Genomic DNA, 23232 nt, shown 5'->3' with positions numbered 1-23232 from the left:
CTCACTCCGATTTGCCGAACAGCCGTTCGCGGAGCGACCGCTTCGTCGGCCGTTCGGCGAGCAGGACGGAGCAGTTGAGTTCGTCGACGACGTCGAAGACCAGCGAGCCGCGGACGAGCCGCGAGAGCAGGCCGCGCTCGGTGGCCCCGATGATCACGAGCGTTCGATCGTCGGTGGCGCGGGCGATGGCGCCCTCGACGTCGCCCGACGCGTCGACGCTCGCCTCGGCGTCCGCGAGGTCGTGCTCGGACGCCCACTCCGAGAGGAAGGCCTCGCCGGCCTCGCGTTCGCTCTCGTCGTCGACGACGTGGAGCAGGCGGATCGACGCGCCCGTCGCCGAGCGAAGCGTCCGCGCGACCTCCGCGCTGAGATCGGAGTCCGGGCCCCCGGCGGTCGGCAGAAGGAGCCGGGACGGGTCGTAGTCGCGGTCCTTCAAGACCAGGAAGTCACACGGGAGGTCGTGGGCGAGTTCGTCGAGCGGGCGCTCGGCCCGACCCGCGGACCACGGCCGGTCGCCGCCCCAGCCCATCACGACGCGGTCGATATCGCGTTCGCGGGCCGCGTCGAACACCTCCTCGAAGGAGCGGTGGGAGACGATCGTCGTCGTCTCGATCTTGGCGCCGTAGTCTTCGGCGTGTTCGCGGGCCCGCTCGAGTAGCTTCGCGGACTCGTCGTCGAGCCGATCGACCTGATCGGCGCCGCGATCCAGCGGCGTCTGGTCGGGGACCTCGACGATGTGGACCGCGTGGACGACGCCGTCGTTTGCGGCGGCGAGCGTGCTGGCCAGTTCGATCAGGTGCTGTTCGGTGCGCGGATTGGCCAGCGGCACCATAACGCGGTACTCGCTCGAGCCGTCGGGTCGGGCCACGCTGGCCGCCGAAACCGCGACGTCGGGCATCTCCTCGGAGCGGTCGAGGATGTACTCGCCGAGGACGCCCTGTCGGGGCGTCTTCGTGCGGGCGTAGAAGGCGTACCACAGCACTGCGACGGCGACGAACGCGAGGCTCAGCGCGATCTCGATCCGCGCCATGAAGGCGACGAGTCCGAACGAGAGCACCGCGCCGAGGATCGGCGTCACCGGGTAGAACGGCACCCGGAAGTCGGGTTCGTACTCGGGCACGTCGGCCTCACGAAACGCGATCAGCGCGACGTTCATCAGCGCGTAGACGATCAGGTGGAGGACGCTCGCCGCCTTCGAGAGGATCTCGAGGTCCTGCCCGAGCGCGGCGATGAAGACGATGATGACCGCGCCAGTCAGCATGATCGATCGGTAGGGCGTCGCGTATTTCGGGTGGATCTCGTTGAGTTCGTCCGTGACGATCTTATCGCGGCCCATCGCGAAGTTGATCCGGGCCGAGGAGAGGATCGACGCGTTGGCGCTGGAAGCGGTCGCCAGCATCGCCGCGAGCGAGATCAGCGTCACGCCAACGGCGTCGAGGACGGGGATGCCGGCGAACGTGATCTCGGCGACTTGCGAGACGGGAACCTTCCCGTGCAGTGAGTGCCACGGGACGATCCCGAGCATCGTTCCGACGAGCACCGCGTAGATCGCCGTCACGATACCGACGCTGCCGATGACCGCGATCGGCAGGTTCCGGCCGGGGTTCTTCAGTTCCTCCGCGACGGTCGCGATCTTCGCGTAGCCGAGGAAGGAGACGAACACGAGGGCGGTCCCCGGCAGGATCGCGCCGTAGCCCGCGTCGGTCGGCGCGAGGCCGTCGGTCGTCAGTGTCGACCACTCGAAGTGGAGGAATCCGAAGGCCGCGAAGACGGTCAGAATGCCAAGCAGAATCGCGACGATCACCGTCTGGACGCCACCGGTCTCCTTCGCGCCGACGTAGTTGACGCCGACGAACAGCAGGCCAGCGATCAGCGCGCCGAGTTGGACGTCCGTCAGCGCGAACAGGCCGAGCTCGAGGGTCGGCAACGCGAGCATCGTTCCCGACAGAAGGTCGGTGAGGTAGCCGCCGAACCCGATGCAGTAAAATGCCGAGGCGAAGGCCAGCCCCATCCAGTCGCCCATCCCCGCGATCGATCCGAACAGCGGCCCGAGCCCGCGGTTGATGTAGTAGTAGCCGCCGCCGGCTTTCGGCATCGCCGTCCCGAGTTCGCTCACCGCTAAGGCGTTGACCATCGCGATGAGGCCGCCGATGACGAACGAGGCGACGACGATCGGCCCGGCCTCCTGGGCCGCGACGCCGGGCAGCACGAAGATGCCGGCGCCGATCATCGTCCCCATGCCGATCGCCAGCGCCGACAGCAGGCCGAGGTCCTTGGCGAGCTCTTCGTCGCTCATGGGCATCCCTCCGTCGGCGATCGCCGGCGCGTGCGTGTCGGCGGTCGATCGCAGGAACTGTGCGTTCCTTCCCCAAACGATTGCTCGGTCATTATCTGGTGCCTTTCCCCGACTAGACCATAAATGATCCGAAGCCATTGATGATTACTCATTTTGGAGAGGGTAAAATTGCCGTATCGGCAGAAATGATGGCTTGTTTATCATTCTGTCCGCGGAAGATCAGAACTGTGTATATCAATGCCGTAATACCGGGAAGCATGGATCACCGGCTCGACGAGATCGATCGTCGAATCATCTACGCGCTGATGGACGACGCCCGAAACGTTTCGGCTCCGACGATCGCCGCGGACGTGAGCGTTTCTCCCGGAACGGTTCGAAACCGGATCGACCAACTCGAGGAGCGGGGAATCATCACCGGCTACCACGCGAACGTGGACTTCGAACGGGCGGCGGGACACCTCGCGAACCTCTTCATGTGCAACGCGCCGGTTTCGGAGCGCGAATCGATGGCTCAGCGTGCGCAGGTGATCCCCGGCGTCATCAACGTCCGTGAGTTGCTGACCGGCCGGCGGAACCTGCACGTGCTCGCGGTGGGCGAAGACACGGGCGATCTGCGGCGCATCGCGCGGGCGCTCTCGGATCTCGGCATCGAGATCGAGGACGAGGTGTTAGTCCAAAACGAGACCGCGCGCCCGTATTCGCCGTTCGGTCCCACGGACGAAACCCACGAGGCGATGCTGACGGACTTCATCAGCCTCTCCGGCGACGCCGAGGTCGCCGAGGTGACGGTCGACCGGGACGCCCGGATCGCCGGCATGAGCCTGCAGGAGGCGGCTCAGCGCGACGTGCTCGATGACGATTCCCTCGTCGTCGCGATCGAGCGGGACGACGCTGTCGTGACGCCCCACGGCGACACCGTGATCCGCCCCGACGACATCGTCACGCTGTTCGCCCGCGACGGCGTGGCCGACGAGACGATCGACGTGTTCCACGCCGACAACGCGGCGGAGTAAGTCAGGACTCCGTCAACTGGCTCGCCAGCGTCATCGTGTGATCGGTCAGCGTCTCCGTCGTCGTCGAGGCACCCTGGAGGCTGTCGTTGATCGACGAGAACAGCCGTTCGAACGCGATCTCGCCCTCATCGCCGCGCCAGTCGACCGTCTCGCGGGCCTCGAGGCCGCAGGTCGAACAGGTCTCGCCCTCGAGCGGCTCGAAACAGCCGTGACAGCGCTCGAGGCAGACGGGAACGATCTCGGAGCGGACGACGGCCTCGCGCAGCGTCGACTGCAGGTCGGTCGCGGTCTCGGCGACCGTCGACAGCGACGAGCGGACGTCGGCGTCGAACGCCGTTCCGTCGACTGCCCGGACGCGCTCGAGGCGCGCGTCGGCGACGTCGAGCGCGAGCAGGGCCTCGCGGCGGCCGTCGCGGTACGCCGCGGCGGTCTCGGCGACCGTCGACTCGGAGTCGTCCCCCGCGTCGGCGGTCGTTCCGACGGCCGCGAGCGTCGTCGGCAGCGACGTCGCGAGCGAGGCGAAGGAGGCGACGTCGGAGATGGCGCCGCCCTGCACGCGGGTCGTCTCGCGGACGAGCTGGAACAGTTCCTCGCTCGAGACCGATTCGGCGGGCGAAGCGGAGCCGTCGGAAGCGAACCGGAGCGTCTCGAAACAGTCAGGACAGACGGTCGCAAGGGAACTCTTGTGGACCGTTCCCTCGAGGGGGACGGCGCCGACGGGGTACGTTCGGAAGGCGGTCGTGTCGGCGTCGTCGCCGGTCGTCTCGCAGTGGCGACACGCGCGGTCGTCGCGGTCGAAAACGGCGCGTCGGTCGGCCTGCCAGTCGCGGGAAGTCACGGACGAGCGAAGACAGCGCGGCGACAAAAACGCACCGGCTCCCCGGATTCTGGTCGGAATCCGACCAATCCCTAACTCGCTGGGCGACGTACGGGGGAGTATGGACGACTCACCAACCGAAGTCGAGTTCGAACTCGAGCGCGCGTACGACCGCGAGGAACTCGCCGCCGTCTTCCGGGAGTTCGGGGCGGCCCTGGCCGAGGACCGACCGCTGAAAATCGACGACGGCGAGCGGACCGCGACGGTGTCGATTCCGGAGCGGGTCGTCGCCGAGTTGGAGGCCGAACGCGAGGACGACGAACCGCCCGTCGCCGAACTGGAACTGGAACTCGAGTGGGACGATCCGGACGGCTCGACGATACGGCTCGGCGACAGCGAGCGCGGAACGCCCGGTGTCGTCGGCGCCGACGCAGCCGCCGAAGGCGAACCCGAGACCGACCCCGCGGCGGCGACGATGCCGCCGGAGGCCGTTCCCGGCGGTCCGGACGCTGACGACGCGTCGACGGACGGCGACTCGCGCTCGGAGTCGGAGTCGGTGCCCGCGGACGCTGAATCGGAAACTCAACCACAACAGGACGGCCGAACCAGCCGGTTCGAAGTCTACGAGGACCGCGGCGGCGAGTGGCGCTGGCGGCTCGTCCACTGGAACGGGAACATCGTCGCCGACAGCGGCGAAGGGTATACCTCGCGGTCGAACGCGAAGCGAGCGGCCCGAAGCGTCATGCGGGCGGCGCCGACCGCGACCGTCGAGGATCGGGAGGACTGAGTTCGAGTCCGACCGTCGCGTCGCGGCTACGGACGAAACGCGTCCGAATCGGCGTCGAAGTCGACGTCCGGCGTCCGGGTCGCCGATTCGTACTCGAGCGACGGGCGTCGCTCCGCCGGGATCGCGTCGTACGTCCGGAGAAACGAGACGATCCCGCGTTTGCCGCCGAAATCGCCACGGTAGCGACGGAAGAGTCGCGGGACGGTGGCGGCGTTGGCGTCGGCGTCGTACGTAACGGTCTCCTCGAGGAACCACTCGACGGCGACGTCCAGTTCCGCGTCCACATCGGGCGGCGAGTATGTCGTGATCGGCGGCGAGGGCTCGGCGCAGTGGCTGATGGCGAAGTGGATCCGCGGGTCGCACTCGGGAAGGCGGTACCGCCGTTCGAACGACGAGGGAAACGGCCGCGGGACGTAGCCGAGCCCCCAGGGATGTTTCGACCGCCGAAGCATACCGTGTTCGATGTCGGCGAGGCTGAGGAGAACGCCGCTGATCGGGATCCGATCCCGGGAGACGAACTTCCAGCGCTCGAGGCGACCCGCCTCGCCGTCGAGTTCGTCCCCCTCCTCGAGGAGCAATTGGGTGTAGGCGTTGTAACAGTTGAGCCAGAACGCCAATTTCGCGGTCCGGCGCTCGAGGGCCCGGTCGAGGCACGATCGCTCGAGCGTCGCGAGGTGGTCTCGCAACCAGTCGGTATCACCCTCGGTCTTGACCGCGTAGAGCAGATCGGCAGAGAGGGAGAGGGGATCGAGCTGGGTCGACATTCCCTCCGACGTAAGCGAACCAGCACCTTGAAGCCGTGTGAGAGCGATCGCGACTGTCCGCGGCGCGAATAGGTCGGCTCGGTCCCTCGCGAACGGCAGAGTCCGTTGCGCATGCCAGCGATTTGCCCCTACCTTTATTTCGGCGTTCGCGGAAACTATTCGTGTGAACATCAGCAAGGGGTTTCTCCTGGCACTCGTCGCAGTTTTGGCCTTCCTCTCGTGGCTGCTCATCGCGCCGTTTCTCCAGTACGCTCTCATCGCCGTGCTCCTCGCGTACATTCTCCGCCCGCTCCAGCGCCGCCTCGAGCAGCGGACCTCGCCGATGATCGCCGCGATGGCGCTCGTCTTACTGACGATCACCGGCTTCGTGATCCCGCTCGCGATCATCCTCACGGTCGTCATCCAGGACGCCACGAGGATCGTGGAAAACCTCAACACCGACTCCGTCAGCCTCACGGAAGTCGAATCGTTCATCCAGGAGCAGACGGGGGTGAGCGTCGATCTGATGTCCTCGCTGATGGACGCGGCCCGGCAGGGCGGCCAGATGGTACTCGAGCAGTCGACCGCGTGGTTGAGCGCGCTCACCCACGCGCTGATCGGCTTCGGACTGGCGCTGTTCCTGCTGTACTACCTGCTCAAGGACGGGAACAATCTCATCAGCTGGATCCGGAAGCGGACGCCGCTCCCGGACGACGTGCAGGACGACCTCTACGAAGAACTCGACGAGGTCATGCAGGCCGTCCTCATCGGCCACGTCCTCATCGCCCTCGTGCAGGGCCTGCTCGCGGGGATCGGGCTGATCGCCACCGGGATTCCGAACGCCGCGTTCTGGACAGTCATCATGGTCGTCCTCGCGCTGATTCCGATCATCGGCACCTTCCTCGTCTGGGGGCCCGCCGTCATCTTCCTGTTGGCGACCGGCGAGCCGCTGCTGGCCGTTGGGCTGTTCGTCTACAGCACCGTCATCGTCGGCCTCTCGGACGACTACCTGCGGCCGCTCGTCGTCGACCGCTACGCCGAACTGAACCCCGCGGTCATCATCGTCGGCGTCCTCGGCGGCGCCTACGCCTTCGGCTTCATGGGGCTGTTCTTCGGGCCGGTGATCCTCGGCGCGCTCCGGGCCACGCTGACCGTCTTCCACGACAATTACGAACGCCTCGAGAGAGAGAAGTTCGGCGGCTGAGTCGGCTCGACCTTCGCGGCTGCGTCCGGGCGTTCGCCAGCGTTCAAGGCCGTCCGGGCCGTACCGCGAGTATGCGCGTCCAATCCTACATCTACGATTCCACGGCTCCCGCCGACCACGTCGACCGCGTCCGCGAACGACTCGCGACCCGCGACGAGGAGTTCGAGTCCCTGGACGTCGCCGACGCAGACGATCGGAGCGACGCCGTCCGGGAGGCGATGTTCGCGATCCGCGAGTCGGTCCGGATCGGGACGGCTCCCGACGAACTCTATAACGACAACGGCGAGCCCGACTTTGCTCCCGGCGTCCTCATCACGGCGGCGCCGACCGGCCGGCGGACGATTCACGTCGGCCGGGAGGCCCTCGAGGCGCTCGCCGAGGACGAGCCCTGAGATTCCGTGGCGTTCGTACCGTGCGATGTTTACTCAATGACGATCATTATGCACAGATGTGAGAACAATATTTCCGAATTCGTTAAACCGCTTCGACTCGAAACCGAGACATGGACGCAACCGAACCCAGAGACCCAGTCACCAACGTTCGACTTGAGGAGCCCGATCTCCCGGTCTACCTGCCCGGAACGCCCACCGTCTCGTTCACCGAATACATCGAACTCGCGATCGACAGTCTGCGCCGCTGACGGCCGGTAAACGGCAGTGTTTCAATTCTTGTAGCCGTGTGAGTTCCGCGTCCGCTATCAGTAGACATCGTTCGCAACCGCCCCTCGAGAGCGATGGCACGAACGGGACGGGCCGGATTCGTCGCGCTTTTGCCGTCCCGGGCCCGAAACACGTTCAAGCGAATGGCCCGGTATCACATCGAAACCTACGGCTGTACGTCCAACCGCGGGGAAAGCCGCGAGATCGAGCGCCGGCTCCGCGATGCGGGCCACTACCGGGTCGACGGACCGGACGAAGCCGACGTCGCCATCCTCAACACCTGTACCGTCGTCGAGAAGACCGAGCGGAACATGCTCCGGCGGGCCGAGGAGCTCTCGGAGGAGACCGCGGACCTCTTTATCACCGGCTGTATGGCCCTCGCGCAGGGTGAGGAGTTCCGCGCGGCCGACGTCGACGGCCAGGTGCTCCACTGGGACGAGGTGCCGGAGGCGGTCACCAACGGTGAGTGTCCGACGACGACCCCCGACGCCGAGCCGATTTTGGACGGCGTCGTCGGCATCCTCCCCATCGCCCGGGGTTGCATGTCCGACTGTTCGTACTGTATCACGAAGCAGGCGACGGGCAAGATCGACTCGCCCCCGATCGAGGAAAACGTCGAAAAGGCCCGTGCGCTGATCCACGCCGGCGCCAAGGAGATCCGCATCACCGGCCAGGACACCGGCGTCTACGGCTGGGACGAGGGCGAGCGGAAGCTCCACCGACTGCTCTCTGAAATCTGCGAGATCGAGGGCGACTTCCGAGTGCGCGTGGGGATGGCCAACCCGAAAGGGGTCCACGGCATCCGCGAGGAACTCGCCGAGGTCTTCGCCGCGAACGACAAACTCTACGACTTCCTGCACGCGCCCGTCCAGTCCGGCTCGAACGACGTGCTCGGTGACATGCGCCGCCAGCACCAGGTCGACGAGTACGTCGAGGTCGTCGAGACCTTCGACGACGCCCTGGACTACTGGACGCTCTCGACGGACTTCATCGTCGGCTTCCCCACCGAGACCGACCACGACCACGCGCAGTCGATGGCGCTACTTCGCGAGACCCGGCCCGAAAAGATCAACGTCACCCGTTTCTCGAAGCGCCCCGGCACGGACGCCGCCGAGATGAAGGGACTGGGCGGAACGGTCAAGAAGGAACGCTCGAAGGAGATGAGCGACGTCAAGCGCGACATCGTCGCCGACGCCTACGCCGACATGGTCGGCGAGGTCCGCGAGGACTGTCTCGTCGTCGAGCAGGGAACAGCCGACTCCGTGAAGTGTCGCGACTCGGCGTACCGGCAGGTTATCGTGCAAAACGCGAGCGAGTACGGCCTCGAGCCCGGCGACTTCGTCGACCTCGAGGTGACGGCCCACGAGACGATGTACGCGTTCGGCGAGCCGGTCTGATTTTTCGCCCGTCGCCGTCCGGTTTAGAGACTCGCGACTGCGTCCTCGATCTCCTCGCGCGGTAACGGCGAGATCCAGTCGTCGGCGACGAACGCGTACTGCACCTCGCGGTCGGCGTCGACGACGAACGCCGAGCGCCACGGGGTCGAGACGTTCGCCATGTGATCGCGATCGGCCAGCAGATCGAGTGACTCGCTCACCTCGCCGTTGACGTCCGCGAAGAAGCGAAACCCGGGGGACCCGAGCCAGCGCAGGAACGCGTTCTGCGCGTAGGGACCGTCTCGGCTGACGCCCAGCACCGCGACGTCCTCGAACCCGTCCCAGCCGGCCCGGACGAACTGCGTCCACCAGTTCTGCGCGATCGCGCTGAACGCGAATCCGGTACAGATCACGACGCCGCCGCGCTCGCCGAGCGCCGCGGACAGCGCCGTCGAACGGAACGTCTCGCCGTCGCACAGCAGTGCCTCGAAGTCGGGGAGTTCGTCGCCCTCAGTCGGTGGCATACCCGGACTGCTTCGGGCAGCGACAAAAGTCCCCGTGCCCCGGCAGAACGGCGACGACGAGCGGCCCTGGGGCGACTGCGAGCGAGCGCCACCCACCCTTTTGGCGATCCGCACCGAATACGCGGATATGGTTACGCTGTACCAACTCGAGGGCTGTCCGTACTGCGAACTCGTCGCCGACCGCCTCGACGAGCTCGGCGTCGACTACGACAGCGTCTGGGTCGAGGGACTACACTCGAAGCGCAACGAGGTCAAGCGGATCTCCGGCCAGCGGCAGGTGCCGGTCATCGTCGACGACGAGTACGGCGTCACGATGGCCGAGTCCGAACGGATCGTCGACTACCTCGAGCAGACATACGCCTGAACTGGCGACGGCGTACAGGCGTCAGCTACCCGTCCTCCGCGTCGAGCCCGTGGGGATCCAACCCTGGATCCTCGACCGCGGGGGCGCCGATGGCGAGCACGACGCCCTCCTCGTCGCCGACGTTGCGGTGGCCGTGGCCGATTTCGGGTTTGGCGATCCAGAACGTTCCTGGACCGGCCTCGACGTACTCCTCGTCGCCCGAGCGGCCGAGTTTCAGCGAGAACTCGCCCTCAAGGACGTAGTAGAGCTCCTCCTGTTCGGCGTGGGCGTGGTATCGAATTTCCTCGCCGGGGTCGAAGTACCAGAGTTTAAGGTGGACATCGTCGGCTCCCAGAACCTCGTCGAGCGCGCGGATCCGCAGGTCTGGCGGGACCTCGTCGCTCTCGGAGAGATCCGTCATCGGGACGTCGTCGGTGTGAACGACTTCGTACTCCATACAGGAGTGCGAAACGATAACAACCACCAAAAGTGTCCGGATACCGACGGCGCGTTCGAAGCGACCGATCAGACGTCGGTGTCGTCGGTACCGACCTCGGTCTCGGCCGCCGCCTCCGGGACGACGCCGATTTCCCCCTCGAGCGCCTGCGGATTTGCCCGACCGAGGTCGATCCCCTCGCGCGCTAATCGCTCGACGATCTCGCGGGCGTACTCCGAGTGAATCCGGCTGTAGGTGTCCCGGTCGGGGTCGGCGATCCACAGCGCGGCCTCGATCCGAACCGTTTCGTTGAGTTCAGCGACGCGGACGACGGGTTCGGGATCGTCGAGGACGTCGGGATGGTCGGCGGCCGCCTCGGCGAGAACCCGGATCGCGGCGTCGATATCGTCGTCGAAGTTGATCTGCACGGGGACGGTCACTCGGAGTCGATCGTTGACCACAGCGTTGGTGACCGCATTCGCCGTCAGCTCGGAGTTGGGGACCGTGATCACCTCGTTGTCGAAGGTGCGGACCCGCGTCGAGCGAAAGCGGATATCCTCGATGATACCCTCCTGATCCGACCAGCGGATCCAGTCGCCGATGTTGAAGTTCGGATCGGTCACGATGTAGACCCCGCTGGCTAGATTCCCCACGACGTTCTGGGCGGCAAAACCGAGCGCGACCGTCAGCCCGGCCACGAGGATCGCCGCCCGCTCGAGGATGAAGTTCAGGCCGGCGATCCAGAGCCCGAAGACGATCGCGACGACGACGACGCCGAAGGCGGCCACGCGCTCGAGGCCCTCGCGGAGGGTCCGTTCGGTATCCCGGGACTCAAGCGCGAGGGCGACGAGCGGGAGGACGACGTACCGACCGATCGCGTACACCAGCAGGAATGTCAGCAGAAAGGTCGCGACGTTGTCCAGCAGCGTGAGGTACCGCTGCAGGAGTCCCTCGAGTCTGTTCAGCACGTACACGCGTTCGGCGTTCGACGGGAACGCGCACAAGGATTCGGCCGGCAGTCGCGCCGGGGTGTCACAAAACGGGCCGGACGTCGCTACTCGAACTCGAAGACAACGGCGCCGTCCTCGTCGGGGACGGTCGCACCCGGCTGGTCGGCGAAGGCGTCGCGGACGCGGTCGTAGGTCTCCTCGAGCGCCTCGACGATCACCGTGGTGTCGCTGATGACGGGCATGAAGTTGGTGTCGCCCTCCCAGCGGGGCACGACGTGGGTGTGGAGGTGGTCGTCGATGGAGCCGCCGGCCCCGTCGCCGAGGTTCAAGCCGGCGTTGAAACCGTCCGGCTCGAGGCCGGCCTCGAGCGCGTCGAAGGTGCGCTGTTTCAAGCGGGCGTGATCGAGCAGTTGCTCGCCGTCGAGTTCGGTATAGTCGCCGGTATGAGCGTGAGGAATAACCATCGCGTGACCCGGATTGTACGGGTAATTATTGAACATCACGAACGCGTGCTCGCTCCGGGCGACAATCAGGTTCTCCCTGTCAGTTTCGAGGGCGGGCAGTTCACAGAAGACGCAGTCCTCGACGTCGGGGTTTCCCTCGTCGCGCTTGATCCAGTCGATCCGCCAGGGTGCAAACACCTGATCCATACCTGACACAAGAGTGGGAGAGCCTAAAGCGTTTCACTCCGGCAATTATTCAGGATTATCTTCAAATCTAATACTTCGTGTCTGTTTCGAGAGGGATCGGTGAACAGTACAACCGTACGAGAGCGGTCGATAAACGATATAGAACGCTCTCGAAGCTTTTTATCAGCACCATAACGCTGTCTTGCGATTTTTCGACTCAGTTCTCGAAATGAAACAGGGATTTAAGCTTGTACTACGGAAAGGTCCCGGTAATGGCAACGACTGACGACTCCTTCAACGGGATGACCGAGCACTGCCCCGACTGCGACCTCGAGACACTCCACGAAGTGTCCGTCCAGATCCGAACCGAGAGCCTGAAGAAAGAGAACGCGCAGTTCTCGCGCGAACCCTACCGCGTGGCCGAGTGCCAGCGGTGTGGCAACCGCTCGAGCCAGCGGATGAACAACGCCTGAGAACGACCGACCGACGACCGCGCTACGAACCGCCCTCGTTGCCGGTCTCCCGCGAACCCCCCTACACCCCCTTTTCGACGCGACCGCACGTCAGCGATAGCGATCCGCTCGAGTCGAGGGTTCGACGATCAGTCCGACGCCGTCGTGACTTCGCAGCCGTCCTCGGTGATAATGATCGTGTGCTCCTTCTGGCTGACGAGGTAGCCGTCGTCCTCCTTCAACACCGGGTAGCCGTGGACGATGTCGTTGCGCTTGAGTCGGCGTAGCGCCATCTCCGGCCGGTCGGTCTCGAGCCACCGCGTCGCGAACGGCAGCGTGCGGAACTCCTCGGTGATCTGTTCCAGCGCGTCGCGGGCCTGCCGGTTGCGCACCGAGCCCTCGCGCTCTAGGGCGAAAATTTCCTCGCTGGCGCCCTCGCTGACCTTGCCGCCGCCGTCGGTCGCGAACGGTTCGATGGCGACGACGTCGCCGACCTCGAGCGTCGTCCCCTGCGAGACGGCGCGGTTGGGGATGTTCGGGCTGGTGTGTTGCTCCCAGTGGCCCAGTCCGTGCCCGGTCAGGTTGACGACGGGGTTGTAGCCGTAGCCGTCGATGACGTCCTCGATCTCGGCGCCGATGTCGCCCGTGTCGACGCCCGGTTCGATGATATCGAGGGCCGCCTCGAGGGCCTGTTCGGAGGCCTCGGCGAGTTCGGGGTTGCCCGAGAGGTCGACGGTGATGGCGGTGTCGGCCAGCCAGCCGTCGACGTGGACACCGATGTCCAAATTGACCATCTCCTCGCCGAAGGTTGTGTCGTCGTCGATCGAGGGCGTCGCGTGGGCCGCCTCCTCGTCGATCGAGATGTTGACCGGGAAGGCGGGTTCGCCGCCGAGTTCCCGAATTCGATCCTCGGCGAACTCGGCGACTTCGAGGTGACTCGCGCCGACCTCGACGCGCTCGGCTGCCTCTTCGCGCACCTGTGCGAGGATCTTCCCCGCCTCGCGGTGCTTCTCGTACTTCTCGGACTCTAAGTCCACCTCGGATTCGGCCATGCACCGGGGTTGTACCGGTCGACAAAAAGAGGTTCCGCCTCGGCGACGGGACTCAGGAACGCGACCGGGAGGCGACGACGGCCGAACCCGACCGGGAGGCGACGACGGCCGAACCCGACCGGGAGGCGACGACGGCCGAACCCGACCTACCGGCGAGCGTCAGTCGCTATCGATCCACTGACACTCCGGACAGGCGGCGACCCCCTGCACGTTCGACAGCGTCGTCGCACAGTGAGGGCAGTGTCGCGCCGCGTAGTGTGGTGTTTCCAGCATGGGTTCGACCACGGCAACGACGATGATAAAACTACTCGACGTCAATCGTCGAACCCTCGTCGCCGATCGCGGGCCGGCGGTCGGTCGCCAACCGTCTACTCGAACCGTCTCGGCTGTCATTTTGGCGGAAATCGCCGATAACATTAGTGGGCTGTCAGAAACAGTCACCGGCGTTTTGTCGATCGCTCGCGTCGATGCCGCCGGCGTGAGAGACGCCACTGCCGAGCGAGTCGGTTCGGACGGTCGGCGAGCGTCGTGAACCGCCCTCGGGGCGACGGCGACGGACCCGGCGGGTGGACCCGTCGATCTCGAGGGCGTTCGCGACTCGATTTCCCGTCCGCGAGCGATCTGCATTACGCCGCGATGCCCTCGCCTCGAGAGTTCCACATTCGTCGATACCCGTCACCCTTGCCGTCGAGACAAAATTGCGTTTTGTCCACTCATAGACCCGTCATAAGACGAATGTTTATATACGCCGAATTTCCGAATTCGAACACATGCCCCCAGCTCAGCGGCTCTCGGAGTTGATATGCCGAAAGACCCTATCGGGAATCGTTCAATTTTTGCCGGCCGTCGATGGAAATGGTAGGCCTTTTACCCCTATCGAGTAACCGTACAGACGAGATGAGCTACGACAAGATCGAGGTCCCTGACGCGGGGGAGAAGATCACGCTGAAAGAGGGTTCCGAGGACGAGATCGAGGTGCCCGACAATCCGATCATCCCGATCATCCACGGCGACGGTATCGGGAAGGACGTCGGTCCCGCCGCACAGAAGGTCCTCGAGGCCGCCGCCGAGGCGACCGGTCGCGAGATCAGCTGGATGCGCGTCTACGCCGGCGAGTCCGCCCGGGAGGAGTACGGCGAGGACGTTAACCTGCCCGACGAAACCGTCGACGCGATCGAGGAACACCGCGTCGCCATCAAGGGTCCGCTGACGACCCCCGTCGGTGCCGGCTTCCGCTCGCTGAACGTCGCGCTACGACAGACGCTGGACCTCTACGCTAACGTCCGTCCGACCTACTACCTCGACGGCGTCCCGTCGCCGATGAAGGCGCCCGAGGAGATGGACATGGTGACCTTCCGGGAGAACACCGAAGACGTCTACGCCGGCATCGAGTGGGAGGCCGGCACCGACGAGGTCGAGCAGGTCCGCGAGTTCGTCGAGGACGAGATGGGCTTCGACGAGACGATGCACGACGGCCCCATCGGTATCGGCCTCAAGCCGATCACCGAGAAGGGCTCGAAGCGACTCGTTCGCGAGGCCATCGACTACGCCTTAGAGCACGACCGAGACAAGGTCACGCTCGTCCACAAGGGCAACATCATGAAGTTCACCGAGGGTCAGTTCGGTGACTGGGGCATGGAGGTCGCCGACGAGGAGTACCCCGACGATGAGGTCTTCGCCGCACCCGACTCGCTGTGGGAGACCCAGGACGAGGTCGACATTCCGGAGGACGCCGTCATGGTCGAGGAGCGCCTCGCCGACGCGATGCTCCAGTGGATGCAACTGCGCACCGACGAGTTCGACGTCCTCGCGATGCCCAACCTCAACGGCGACTACCTCTCCGACGCCGCCGGCGCCCAGATCGGCGGCCTCGGCATCGCTCCGGGTGGCAACTTCGGCAAGGGCCGCATGCTCGCCGAGCCCGTCCACGGCTCCGCGCCCAAGCGCGCCGGCCAGAACATGGCCAACCCGACTGCGATGATCCTCTCCGGCCGCCTCATGTTCGACTACCTCGGCTGGGACGACGCCGCCGACCTGATCCGCGACGCCGTCGAGGAGACCATCTCCTCCGGCAAGGTCACCTACGACCTCGAGCGCCAGCTCGAGGACGCCGAGAAGCTCGGCACCAGCGAGTACACCGACGAGATCGTCGACACCATCGAGAAGCTCTCGTAGAGACCTTCTCGTCCGCTTGCGGCTTCGGAACCGTTTTTCTGCGCTTCTCTCGTTTCATCACGGCGAGTCGATCGCTACGGGACTCGAGTCCGGTAGCCAGTCCGTCGTCTCCCCGTCCTCGAGATCAAGCTCGATAGCGCTGCAGTTCGACGACGACGGCAGCCCCACCCAGCTCGCTCGATTCGATCCACACGTCGCCGCCGTACTGCGAGACGAGCGTGTCGACGAGGTAGAGGCCGACTCCCGAGCCCTCGCTCTCGAGGCCCTTCTCGCCGCGGCCGAAGAGGGTGTCGCGTCGGTCGAGCGGAACGCCCGGGCCGTTATCGACGATTCGGACGGTGGCCGTCTCCGGCCCGGCGTCGGCGGTGATAACGACGCGCGGCTCGGCCGCGTCGTTGTGCTGGACCGCGTTGTTCAGGAGGTTCCTGAACACGGTCGACAGGAGCGGCCCGGCGCTGACGGTCGCCGTCGGAATCGATCCGTCGACGACGAACTCGGCGTCGGCGTACGCCTCGCGTCGCCGCTCGAGCGTCTCGGCGAGCGTCGCCTCGAGCGAGACCGGTTCCGCGCCGTGGTCGCCGTCGTCGTCCCAGAGTTCGGTGAACGCCTGGAGCGTCTCGGTGAGTTCGATCGTGTGTCGCGTCGTGCCCAGCATCCGCTCGAGCATCGCGCGCTCGTCCTCGCCGTCGAGGCGGTCGTTCAGTTCCTCGCCCCAGCCGAGGACGACCGCCATGTCGTTGCGGATGTCGTGGCGGACGATCCGGTTCAGGAGCAGCAGTTCCTCGTTGCGGCGGGACAGCGTTTCCTCGTTGCGCTCGAGGCGCCGGCTCAACGCCGCCGCGTCGAAGAAGACGTAGGTCTGCCGGGCGACGAGCGCGAGCAACACGAGCGCGCCGAGCGCGAGCCCGACCGGGTCGAGGGTCCCGGTCAAGGCGGCGTAGCCCATGACGGCCATCGCGAGCAGGAAGGGGACGTAGGGGGCGACCGTTTCTCGGAACGCGTACCGGCGTCGGTCGACCTCGGGCGGGGGCGTCGCCGCCGACGGATGGAGCGCGGCGAGCGCGACGATCAGATTGCCGGCGAGCCAGATCACGTCGAACTCGCTGTAGATGTAGCCTCCCGTGATCGACAGGTAGGCGAACGCGCTGTCGGCGAACGCCCAGACGAGGTTGCCCGCGGCGAAGAGCGTGATCGGGACGCGCCGCGACCCGCGGGCGTGGACCGCGACGACGAACGCGACCGCGGCGAGGACGATGTCGAGCGACGGGTACGCGGCGGACAACCACAGCGTCGCGCCGCCAGCGTCGCCGTGGGCCAGGATCGGAGCGAGCACGAACTGCCAACTGATCGCGAGCAAGGCGGCCGCGACGAGGAACCCGTCGAGGGTGATGCGGAGGATCGAACCCAGACGGTGTTGGGACGCGGCGAGCACCAACAGTCCGGCCCCGAGAAAGAGGTAGTCGGCGAGATAGAACAGGTCCGGCACGCCGGGGAACGGGACGCCGCTCAGCCACAGTTCGTAGCACATCCACGCGAACTCGCCGGTCGCGAACAGGCCGGTACCGACCGCGACGATCCCCCAGCCGAGCGCGTCCGGCGGCTCGCTCCGGCGGGCCAGCAGTCCCAGTGCGACGGCGGCCGCGGCCGCGCTGGCGACGAGGATAACGTTCGAGAAGAGGAGGGTTCCACGGGGGCCCATCAGGCGCATCAAGCCGACCGATCCGAGGACGAACAGTCCCGCGACGATCCACGCCAGTCGGAACTGGCGGGGACCCAATTGGAACGGCGCGCTCGACCCGCCTTCCGACTCGACGGTCGGGGGATCGGAGACATCGGCGTGTGACTCGGCGCTCATCGCTGCGTAAACTACCCGAAACGGCGCCGAGGTAAAGACGCACTGGCCCGCCGCTCACACTGTTGACAACGGTCGACAGAAACCGAACGGACTCGAGACCGTCCGGAACGGGTCGGAAGCGCCGTCTCGATCAGGATCAGTAGCTTTTCGGGGCGGTGTCGACGCGTGTTACCCATGAGTCCGACCCTCGAGCCCGAATCCCTCTGTGAGCGCGACGACGTCGACGTGCAGACCGAGACGCGGACACTCACTCGAACGGAGTTTGAGACCGCCCGCGACCTCGAGGACCACCTGACGATCGGCGTCGCGAACGACGCCGGCGAGGTGCTGCTGGTCGCCGACGGCATCCGCGGCTGGACGCTCCCCGGCGCGCCGGTCGGCCCGGACGAAGACTGGGACGCCGTCGCCCGCCGTACCCTCGAGTCGCTGACCGGCGTCGACGCCGGCATCGCCGAGCCGATTCGCGTCCGGCGGGTCGAGTTCGAGCGGGACGGTGACGCGGATCGCCGGCGGACGACCTACGATGTGCTCGCCCGGACGGCGTCGGTTCCGGGCCGGCCGGTCGCCGACGAGCCGACGGTCGCCGGGGAGGACGTGACGGACCTCGTCTGGCTCGATCACGTCCCCGAGGACGCGTCCGGCGCGATCGCGGCCGACATCGAGGCGGTCCTCGAGCGGTCGGCGGCGTAGCATCGAAACGGCGGACGACCCGGTCGCCGATTGACCCGCGGGATCGATTACGACGGTCGAGACAGTTCACCGTCGAATACCGTTCTACAACCCGAAATCGGCGTTCCAGAAACCATCAACTACCCTTATTCGCCGACGCATAAGATTGGTCAGTTGACACATGACGGACGATCGCGATCCATCGGCGACGCCCAGACGAGCGTTTCTCGCGGGAACCGTCGGAACGGCGCTAGTCGGAACCGCCGCGGGCGCAGTCGGAGACGATGATAACGCCGGCGAGAACGGACGGAAGCACTGTAACAGCTGTAACGGACAGCGAAGCGGCGCCGACACGCGGCTGCCGACCGCCCACGATCTAACGATGGACGACGGCCACCGCCTTCGGGTCTGGGAGCGGACGACCGTCGACGAACCCGAGGAGGCCGTCATCTTCGTCCACGGTTCGACCTACGGCGCCGTCTCGATGTTCGATCCGCCCCTCGGCGACGAGTTCGGCTGGCTCCCCTCCGCCGCGGCGCAGGGACAGGCCACGTTCGCTCCCGATATGCGCGGCTACGGCCACAGCGAACCGCCCGCCGAGTACGACGAGCCGCCGGAGGCGAACGCGCCGCCGCTGTCGTTCGAACGCGAGGCGCTCGACATCCTCGAGGTGACCCGCTGGCTCCGCGACGAGCGCGGCTTCGATCGCGTTCACTACGTCAGCCTCTCCGGCGGGACCTGGCGCGGCCGCGCGGTATACGAAGTCGGCGACCCCGACTACGCGACGGTCACGCTCGCGGGCGGCTCGTTCGGGACGCTCGAGATCGGCGCCGATCCCGAGGGGCCCGCGTACGCGACCCAGGAGCGCTCGGGGTTCATCGAGCGGTGGAACGCGGAACTCCCCGAAGGCGCCGACCGCGACTACTGGATCGGCGGCGCGGAGTACACCGCCGACGAGGTCCAGGCCGCGGTCTGGAAGGCGATCTACGAGACGAACCAGGCGATCGACGACGGCGAGGCGTCGGAGACATCTCGAGAAGGCAGTGAAACCGCCGACGAGGAGACGATCATCGCCCCGTTAGTCCGCCAGGAAAGCGAGTACCACCCGCGGCAGATCGACGACCCGACGCTCGTGATCCGCGCCTCGAGCGACGGCATCATCTCCCGGGAGGGCGCGCTGAACCTGTACGACGCCGTCGGCGCAACCGACGACCGGAAGCGGTACGTCGAGATCGCCGGCGGAACGCACTTCATCTTCCTCGAGCGCGAGCGCCGGGAGTTCTTCGACGCGGTGCGACAGTTCCAGACGCGGTACTGAGTCGGCGCCGCGGGTCGGGACGGAAGCCGGTCCCCGTAACGTTCTCGTCGCGGCCGCGCATACTCGCGGCCGATGACCGAGGTACGCGTCGCCGACACCGAACGCACGCGCGAGGACGCCTTCACCGTCCGGCAGACGGTATTCGTCGAGGAACAGGGCGTCGACGAGGAACTCGAGTACGACGCACACGACGAGACCGCGACGCACTTCGTCGCCTACGACGGCGACGAGCCGGTCGGCGCCGCCCGCCTCCGGGAGTACGCGGACGGCGTCGGCAAGGTCGAACGCGTCGCTGTCCTCGAGTCCCGCCGGGAGGACGGCGTCGGTCGTGCGGTGATGACCGCCGTCGAAGACCGGGCTCGAGCGGACGGACTCGAGTCGCTGAAACTGCACTCGCAAACGCGGGCAGCCGGCTTCTACCGCAGTCTGGGTTACGAACGGTACGGCGAGGAGTTCGAGGAAGCCGGGATCCCCCACGTCGAGATGCGGAAATCGCTCGGGGGGTCGGAGTAGACGCCGTCTCGCTCGAGACCGTTACCGTTCTCCCTCGACCCCGAGTTCGTCGGCGAAGCGGGCGAAAAACGACTCCATGAACTCCCATCGGGACGCTCCGAGCCGACGGCCGGGGTCCGTGTACAACTCGTCCAGCCGCTCTCTCGCCCACTCGTGGAGGAGCGAGACGTCCGGACGGTCCGCCGTCGCCGCCCGCAGCCCTGACGAGTCGTCGATCACCGCGTGTTTCTCGCCCGTTCGACCCGAGCGCTCGCCGACGATACAGGCCAGCCGGACGATCCCGACCGCGCCGGTCGCGTCCAACTTGTCCGCGTCGAAGAGCAACTTCGCCTCGAGGGTTTCGGGCTCCGGGGAACTGGCCCGGATACTGTGCGCCCGAACGCAGCGTTCGACCGCGGCGATTCGGTCGGGAGAGACGTCTTCGGCCGCGAGCAGGTCCGCCGCTTCGCTCGCACCCCATTCGTCGTGATCGTCGATCTCGCCCGTTCGCTCTAACGGACGCCCGATGTCGTGCAGCCAGGCGGCCGCCGATAGCACGTCTCGATCGACGGCGTCCTCGCACTCGTCCGCTAATCGAAGCGAGAGATCGCGGACGCGATTGGCGTGGAAGCTATCGTGTGCGGGGAGGGCAGCTTCGTAGTACGGAATCGACAGCTCTCGAGCGAGCGGTTCTAATTCCCGTGCCATCCAGTGATGAAAAATCGGCCGTCGGCATAGTAGTTGCGCGATTGATAGCAACGGAATCCGAACGCGTTACCCGAGTCGCCGCTCCCACTCCTCGGCGGGCATCGACTCGCCGCTGACGCCGTCGGGTCCCTGCGCCGCGAGGAGCACGGCCGCGTCGTTCATCACGTCGGGATCGAGGATCCGTTCGCGTTCCTCGTCGGGGAGGTGCGCCCAGATGTCAGTGTCGACTCGACCGCCCGGGTCGAGCGCGTTGGCGTTGACGCCGCGGTCCTCGGCCTCGAGCGCGGTCGTCCGGGTCAGTCCCTCGAGGCCCCACTTCGAACTCACGTAGGGGCCCGCGCCGCCGATGGCGTTTCGACCGAGTCCCGAGGAGATATTGATAACGTTGCCATGGCCCTGCTCGTACATGTGGGGCAGCACAGCGCGAGTAAAGAGGAACATGCCCTTGAGGTTGACCTCGAGGACGGTATCCCAGTCGTCCTCGTTGATCTCCTCGAGCGGGGTGCGCCCGTCGTACATCCCGAGCAGGCTGACGCCGGCGTTGTTGACCAACGCGTCGACCCGGCCGAACTCGTCGATCGCTCGGTCGACGACCCGTTCGACGGCGTCGGCGTCGCGGACGTCCGCGGGGACGACGAGCGATTCGCCGGACAGGTCGGCGACGATTTCGGTCATGCGCTCCTCGTCGCGGGCGGTGAGCACGACGCGGGCGCCCTCCGCGGCGAACCGTTCGACCATCGCACGGCCGAGGCCGCGGCTCGCGCCCGTGACGACGATGACGTCGTTCGCTAACGCTGGCATGCGCTGAGTGTCGATCCCGAACGGCTTGAAAATTGGTCTGCGGACCGGAAACGGGGTCCGCCCTACTTCGCGAGTCGCTCGCGACCGTACTTGCCGGCCAGGCCAACGATCGCCAGCGCCATCGCGGCGGCGAAGACGACGACGAAGGCCGAGGCCGGTTCGGTAACCGTCTCGAGTTCGCCCTGGACGAACTCGCCCGCGAGGACGGCGGCGACGGCGAACAGCGCGAGTCCGCCGACGTTGACGGGCAGCGAGTTCGTCTCGGGGACGACGTTGGGATCGTTCAGGAGCACGAGGAGCACGGCGATAGCGAAGGGTGTCCCGACGAGTCCGAACGCCAGCGTGAGCACGAGGAGTTGGAAGAACGTCCCGCCGAGGAACGCACCGACGGCGGAGACGAGCGCGAAGGCGGCAATCGCGGCCCGGTAGCGGCCATCGTCGGTGGAGCGCTCCCAGCCGAACTTGTCGGCGAGCAGGTACGGCGGGACGATCGTATTCCCGCCGAGGGTCGACACCGCGGCCCCGAGGAGGCCGGCGAGGAACACCCAGGTGGCGTACTCGCCAGCGACCGGGCCCAGCGTCTGTGCGGCGCCCACGCCGTCGATCGTCGCGGGGTCGACGCCGGCCGACGGGAGGACGCTCGCCGCGACGAGAAAGACCGCGAGGCTGAAGGCACCGAACGCGAGGAGCATCGAACTCGCGACGTCGACGAGCGCGGTGTCCGTGTCGCGGACGGTCCAGCCGCGGGCGCGCATCGTGTAGCTCTGCATCGTCAGCAGCGTGATGTGGACCGCGCCGCCGAGGATGCCAGCGGCGACGAGCGCGCCGTCGACGCCGGCTGGAATCGCGGGGACGAGCCCGGTCGCCGCCGCGCCGGGATCGATCGGCGCGACGAACGCGGCCGCGAGGAACGCGACGACGACGATCGAGACGAGCACCTTGGCCCCGACCTCCGCAAAGCGGTAGCCGCCGCCAGCGAGTCCCAGCGCGAGGAGGACGGCCCACGCGACTCCCCAGAGTCGCGGATCGGTCAGCGCGGCGACGCCGACGCCCGCTTCGGCGGCTATCGTCGCGCTGACCGATGCGAGCGTCTTCATGATCACGATCTGGGCTAACCCCGCGGCGAGCACGGCGTCGACGACGAGCACCCACGCCCAGAACGAGCCGAGGTGTCGTTCGACGACCGAGACGATCCCCGCCTCGGTGAGCAGCCCCAGCCGCATCGCGAGGTACTGACCGACGGTGCCGAGGATCGCCGAGAGGACGACGACCCACAGCAGCGCGTACTCGAAACTCGCTCCCGCGACCAGCAGGCTCCCCATCGTCGCCGGCCCCGCCGCGATCGCGCCGGCGAGCCACGTCGGGCCCAATCGCTCGAGATGCGTTCCGATGCGTCCGATACCCCGGGAGTTCGATGACTGTGACTCGGTTGCCATTGCCCCACCCTATGCACTCGATGATATAACGGTGTGGTATTCGCCGGGACAACTGTCTTCGAAAGCTACCTTCGGCGGTGAAAACGGCGACTACTCCGACTGCCAACTCGGGTTCTCCCGCGGCGGGCTGAAGATGTCGACGCCGCGGACGGTCTCGTCGCCGCGGTTCTCGGCCGCGTGGGGCTGGTCGCCCGGAATCGCGTAGGAGTCACCGGGCCCGCAGACGGTCTCCTCTCCCTCGACGAGAAACGTGAGTTCCCCCTGTACGATGTAGCCCGTCTGATCGTGGGTGTGGCTGTGCTCGTCGACGGTCGCGCCGGGTTCGATCTCGAAGTGCTGGACGTTCATCGAGTCGGTGCCGGCCAGCAGCGCCAGGTGGACACCATCGGCGGCTTCCGACGGCTCGCAGTTGTCGATCGAAACGCGTTCCATACGAAGGGAACAGGTGACGATCCACATAGATCCGCCGGTCCCGGCGAACGACCGCCGGGCGCCGA

At 66.6% G+C, this 23232-nt stretch carries 25 protein-coding genes; 12 read left to right on the top strand and 13 right to left on the bottom strand.

What is annotated here, in order from left to right:
- Position 1: 1 nt before the first annotated feature.
- Positions 2–2296, bottom strand: a complete 2295-nt coding sequence (locus tag EH209_RS09185; protein WP_126662626.1) for an amino acid permease — start codon at positions 2294–2296, stop codon at positions 2–4.
- Between the two features lie 257 nt (positions 2297–2553).
- On the opposite strand from EH209_RS09185, the gene EH209_RS09180 reads away from it, so the two are divergent.
- Positions 2554–3309 (top strand): Lrp/AsnC family transcriptional regulator, encoded by a 756-nt coding sequence (locus tag EH209_RS09180; protein ID WP_126662625.1) that lies wholly within the window; start codon positions 2554–2556, stop codon positions 3307–3309.
- A gap of 1 nt (position 3310) precedes the next feature.
- Here EH209_RS09180 and EH209_RS09175 read toward each other — a convergent pair whose 3' ends face one another.
- Positions 3311–4147, bottom strand: a complete 837-nt coding sequence (locus EH209_RS09175; protein ID WP_126662624.1) for an HNH endonuclease — start codon at positions 4145–4147, stop codon at positions 3311–3313.
- A gap of 100 nt (positions 4148–4247) precedes the next feature.
- Here EH209_RS09175 and EH209_RS09170 point away from each other — a divergent pair, with 100 nt between their 5' ends.
- On the top strand, positions 4248–4913 hold the full coding sequence (locus tag EH209_RS09170) for an amphi-Trp domain-containing protein (RefSeq protein WP_126662623.1): 666 nt from the start codon (positions 4248–4250) through the stop codon (positions 4911–4913).
- Between the two features lie 26 nt (positions 4914–4939).
- Here the strand turns inward: EH209_RS09170 and EH209_RS09165 are convergent, their stop codons facing one another.
- Positions 4940–5677: a DUF547 domain-containing protein gene (locus EH209_RS09165; RefSeq protein ID WP_126662622.1), complete on the bottom strand. Its 738-nt coding sequence runs from the start codon at positions 5675–5677 to the stop codon at positions 4940–4942.
- A 163-nt stretch (positions 5678–5840) separates the two neighbouring features.
- On the opposite strand from EH209_RS09165, the gene EH209_RS09160 reads away from it, so the two are divergent.
- From EH209_RS09160 to EH209_RS09150, 4 genes are all read left to right on the top strand, one after another.
- Positions 5841–6860, top strand: coding sequence for an AI-2E family transporter (locus EH209_RS09160; protein WP_204748759.1), 1020 nt, complete (start codon positions 5841–5843; stop codon positions 6858–6860).
- Positions 6861–6931: 71 nt separating this feature from the next.
- Complete coding sequence (locus tag EH209_RS09155) at positions 6932–7252, top strand: hypothetical protein (RefSeq protein WP_126662621.1); 321 nt, start codon at positions 6932–6934, stop codon at positions 7250–7252.
- A gap of 110 nt (positions 7253–7362) precedes the next feature.
- Complete coding sequence (locus tag EH209_RS23980; protein WP_164722024.1) at positions 7363–7500, top strand: hypothetical protein; 138 nt, start codon at positions 7363–7365, stop codon at positions 7498–7500.
- A gap of 162 nt (positions 7501–7662) precedes the next feature.
- The gene (locus EH209_RS09150; protein ID WP_126663562.1) at positions 7663–8916 is read left to right on the top strand and encodes a tRNA (N(6)-L-threonylcarbamoyladenosine(37)-C(2))-methylthiotransferase; all 1254 of its coding nucleotides are present in this window, start codon (positions 7663–7665) and stop codon (positions 8914–8916) included.
- A gap of 23 nt (positions 8917–8939) precedes the next feature.
- Here EH209_RS09150 and EH209_RS09145 read toward each other — a convergent pair whose 3' ends face one another.
- The gene (locus EH209_RS09145) at positions 8940–9419 is read right to left on the bottom strand and encodes a redoxin domain-containing protein (protein WP_126662620.1); all 480 of its coding nucleotides are present in this window, start codon (positions 9417–9419) and stop codon (positions 8940–8942) included.
- Between the two features lie 127 nt (positions 9420–9546).
- On the opposite strand from EH209_RS09145, the gene EH209_RS09140 reads away from it, so the two are divergent.
- Positions 9547–9783, top strand: coding sequence for a glutaredoxin family protein (locus EH209_RS09140; RefSeq protein WP_126662619.1), 237 nt, complete (start codon positions 9547–9549; stop codon positions 9781–9783).
- 25 nt (positions 9784–9808) lie between these two features.
- Here the strand turns inward: EH209_RS09140 and EH209_RS09135 are convergent, their stop codons facing one another.
- From EH209_RS09135 to EH209_RS09125, 3 genes are all read right to left on the bottom strand, one after another.
- Entirely contained in the window at positions 9809–10219 is a 411-nt protein-coding gene (locus tag EH209_RS09135) for a cupin domain-containing protein (protein ID WP_126662618.1), read from the bottom strand.
- Between the two features lie 68 nt (positions 10220–10287).
- Positions 10288–11172, bottom strand: coding sequence for a mechanosensitive ion channel family protein (locus EH209_RS09130; RefSeq protein WP_126662617.1), 885 nt, complete (start codon positions 11170–11172; stop codon positions 10288–10290).
- A gap of 80 nt (positions 11173–11252) precedes the next feature.
- Positions 11253–11798 carry an HIT family protein gene (locus EH209_RS09125; RefSeq protein WP_126662616.1) on the bottom strand — a complete coding sequence of 182 codons (546 nt, stop codon included), beginning with the start codon at positions 11796–11798 and terminating at the stop codon, positions 11253–11255.
- A 251-nt stretch (positions 11799–12049) separates the two neighbouring features.
- Here EH209_RS09125 and EH209_RS09120 point away from each other — a divergent pair, with 251 nt between their 5' ends.
- Positions 12050–12250 (top strand): DUF7835 family putative zinc beta-ribbon protein, encoded by a 201-nt coding sequence (locus EH209_RS09120; RefSeq protein ID WP_012941769.1) that lies wholly within the window; start codon positions 12050–12052, stop codon positions 12248–12250.
- A gap of 128 nt (positions 12251–12378) precedes the next feature.
- Here EH209_RS09120 and map read toward each other — a convergent pair whose 3' ends face one another.
- Complete coding sequence (gene map, locus EH209_RS09115; protein ID WP_126662615.1) at positions 12379–13281, bottom strand: type II methionyl aminopeptidase; 903 nt, start codon at positions 13279–13281, stop codon at positions 12379–12381.
- Between the two features lie 897 nt (positions 13282–14178).
- Between map and icd the strand changes: the two genes are divergently transcribed.
- Positions 14179–15456: an isocitrate dehydrogenase (NADP(+)) gene (icd, locus tag EH209_RS09110; RefSeq protein WP_126662614.1), complete on the top strand. Its 1278-nt coding sequence runs from the start codon at positions 14179–14181 to the stop codon at positions 15454–15456.
- A 124-nt stretch (positions 15457–15580) separates the two neighbouring features.
- Here the strand turns inward: icd and EH209_RS09105 are convergent, their stop codons facing one another.
- Positions 15581–17311, bottom strand: coding sequence for a sensor histidine kinase (locus EH209_RS09105; protein WP_126662613.1), 1731 nt, complete (start codon positions 17309–17311; stop codon positions 15581–15583).
- Positions 17312–17485: 174 nt separating this feature from the next.
- Between EH209_RS09105 and EH209_RS09100 the strand changes: the two genes are divergently transcribed.
- From EH209_RS09100 to EH209_RS09090, 3 genes are all read left to right on the top strand, one after another.
- Positions 17486–18001 carry an NUDIX domain-containing protein gene (locus EH209_RS09100; protein ID WP_126662612.1) on the top strand — a complete coding sequence of 172 codons (516 nt, stop codon included), beginning with the start codon at positions 17486–17488 and terminating at the stop codon, positions 17999–18001.
- A gap of 160 nt (positions 18002–18161) precedes the next feature.
- Positions 18162–19298 carry an alpha/beta hydrolase gene (locus EH209_RS09095; protein WP_126662611.1) on the top strand — a complete coding sequence of 379 codons (1137 nt, stop codon included), beginning with the start codon at positions 18162–18164 and terminating at the stop codon, positions 19296–19298.
- A gap of 72 nt (positions 19299–19370) precedes the next feature.
- Complete coding sequence (locus EH209_RS09090; RefSeq protein WP_126662610.1) at positions 19371–19811, top strand: GNAT family N-acetyltransferase; 441 nt, start codon at positions 19371–19373, stop codon at positions 19809–19811.
- 21 nt (positions 19812–19832) lie between these two features.
- On the opposite strand, the gene EH209_RS09085 is transcribed toward EH209_RS09090, so the two are convergent.
- From EH209_RS09085 to EH209_RS09070, 4 genes are all read right to left on the bottom strand, one after another.
- Positions 19833–20498 (bottom strand): HD domain-containing protein, encoded by a 666-nt coding sequence (locus tag EH209_RS09085; protein WP_126662609.1) that lies wholly within the window; start codon positions 20496–20498, stop codon positions 19833–19835.
- 66 nt (positions 20499–20564) lie between these two features.
- Complete coding sequence (locus tag EH209_RS09080) at positions 20565–21299, bottom strand: SDR family oxidoreductase (RefSeq protein ID WP_126662608.1); 735 nt, start codon at positions 21297–21299, stop codon at positions 20565–20567.
- Between the two features lie 62 nt (positions 21300–21361).
- Positions 21362–22735: an NRAMP family divalent metal transporter gene (locus EH209_RS09075; protein WP_126662607.1), complete on the bottom strand. Its 1374-nt coding sequence runs from the start codon at positions 22733–22735 to the stop codon at positions 21362–21364.
- Positions 22736–22825: 90 nt separating this feature from the next.
- The gene (locus EH209_RS09070; protein WP_126662606.1) at positions 22826–23167 is read right to left on the bottom strand and encodes a cupin domain-containing protein; all 342 of its coding nucleotides are present in this window, start codon (positions 23165–23167) and stop codon (positions 22826–22828) included.
- Between the last annotated feature and the right edge of the window lie 65 nt (positions 23168–23232).

It is taken from the genome of Haloterrigena salifodinae, assembly GCF_003977755.1.
Classification (GTDB): Archaea; Halobacteriota; Halobacteria; order Halobacteriales; family Natrialbaceae; genus Haloterrigena; species Haloterrigena salifodinae.
This window is presented reverse-complemented; position numbering and strand designations above follow the sequence as displayed.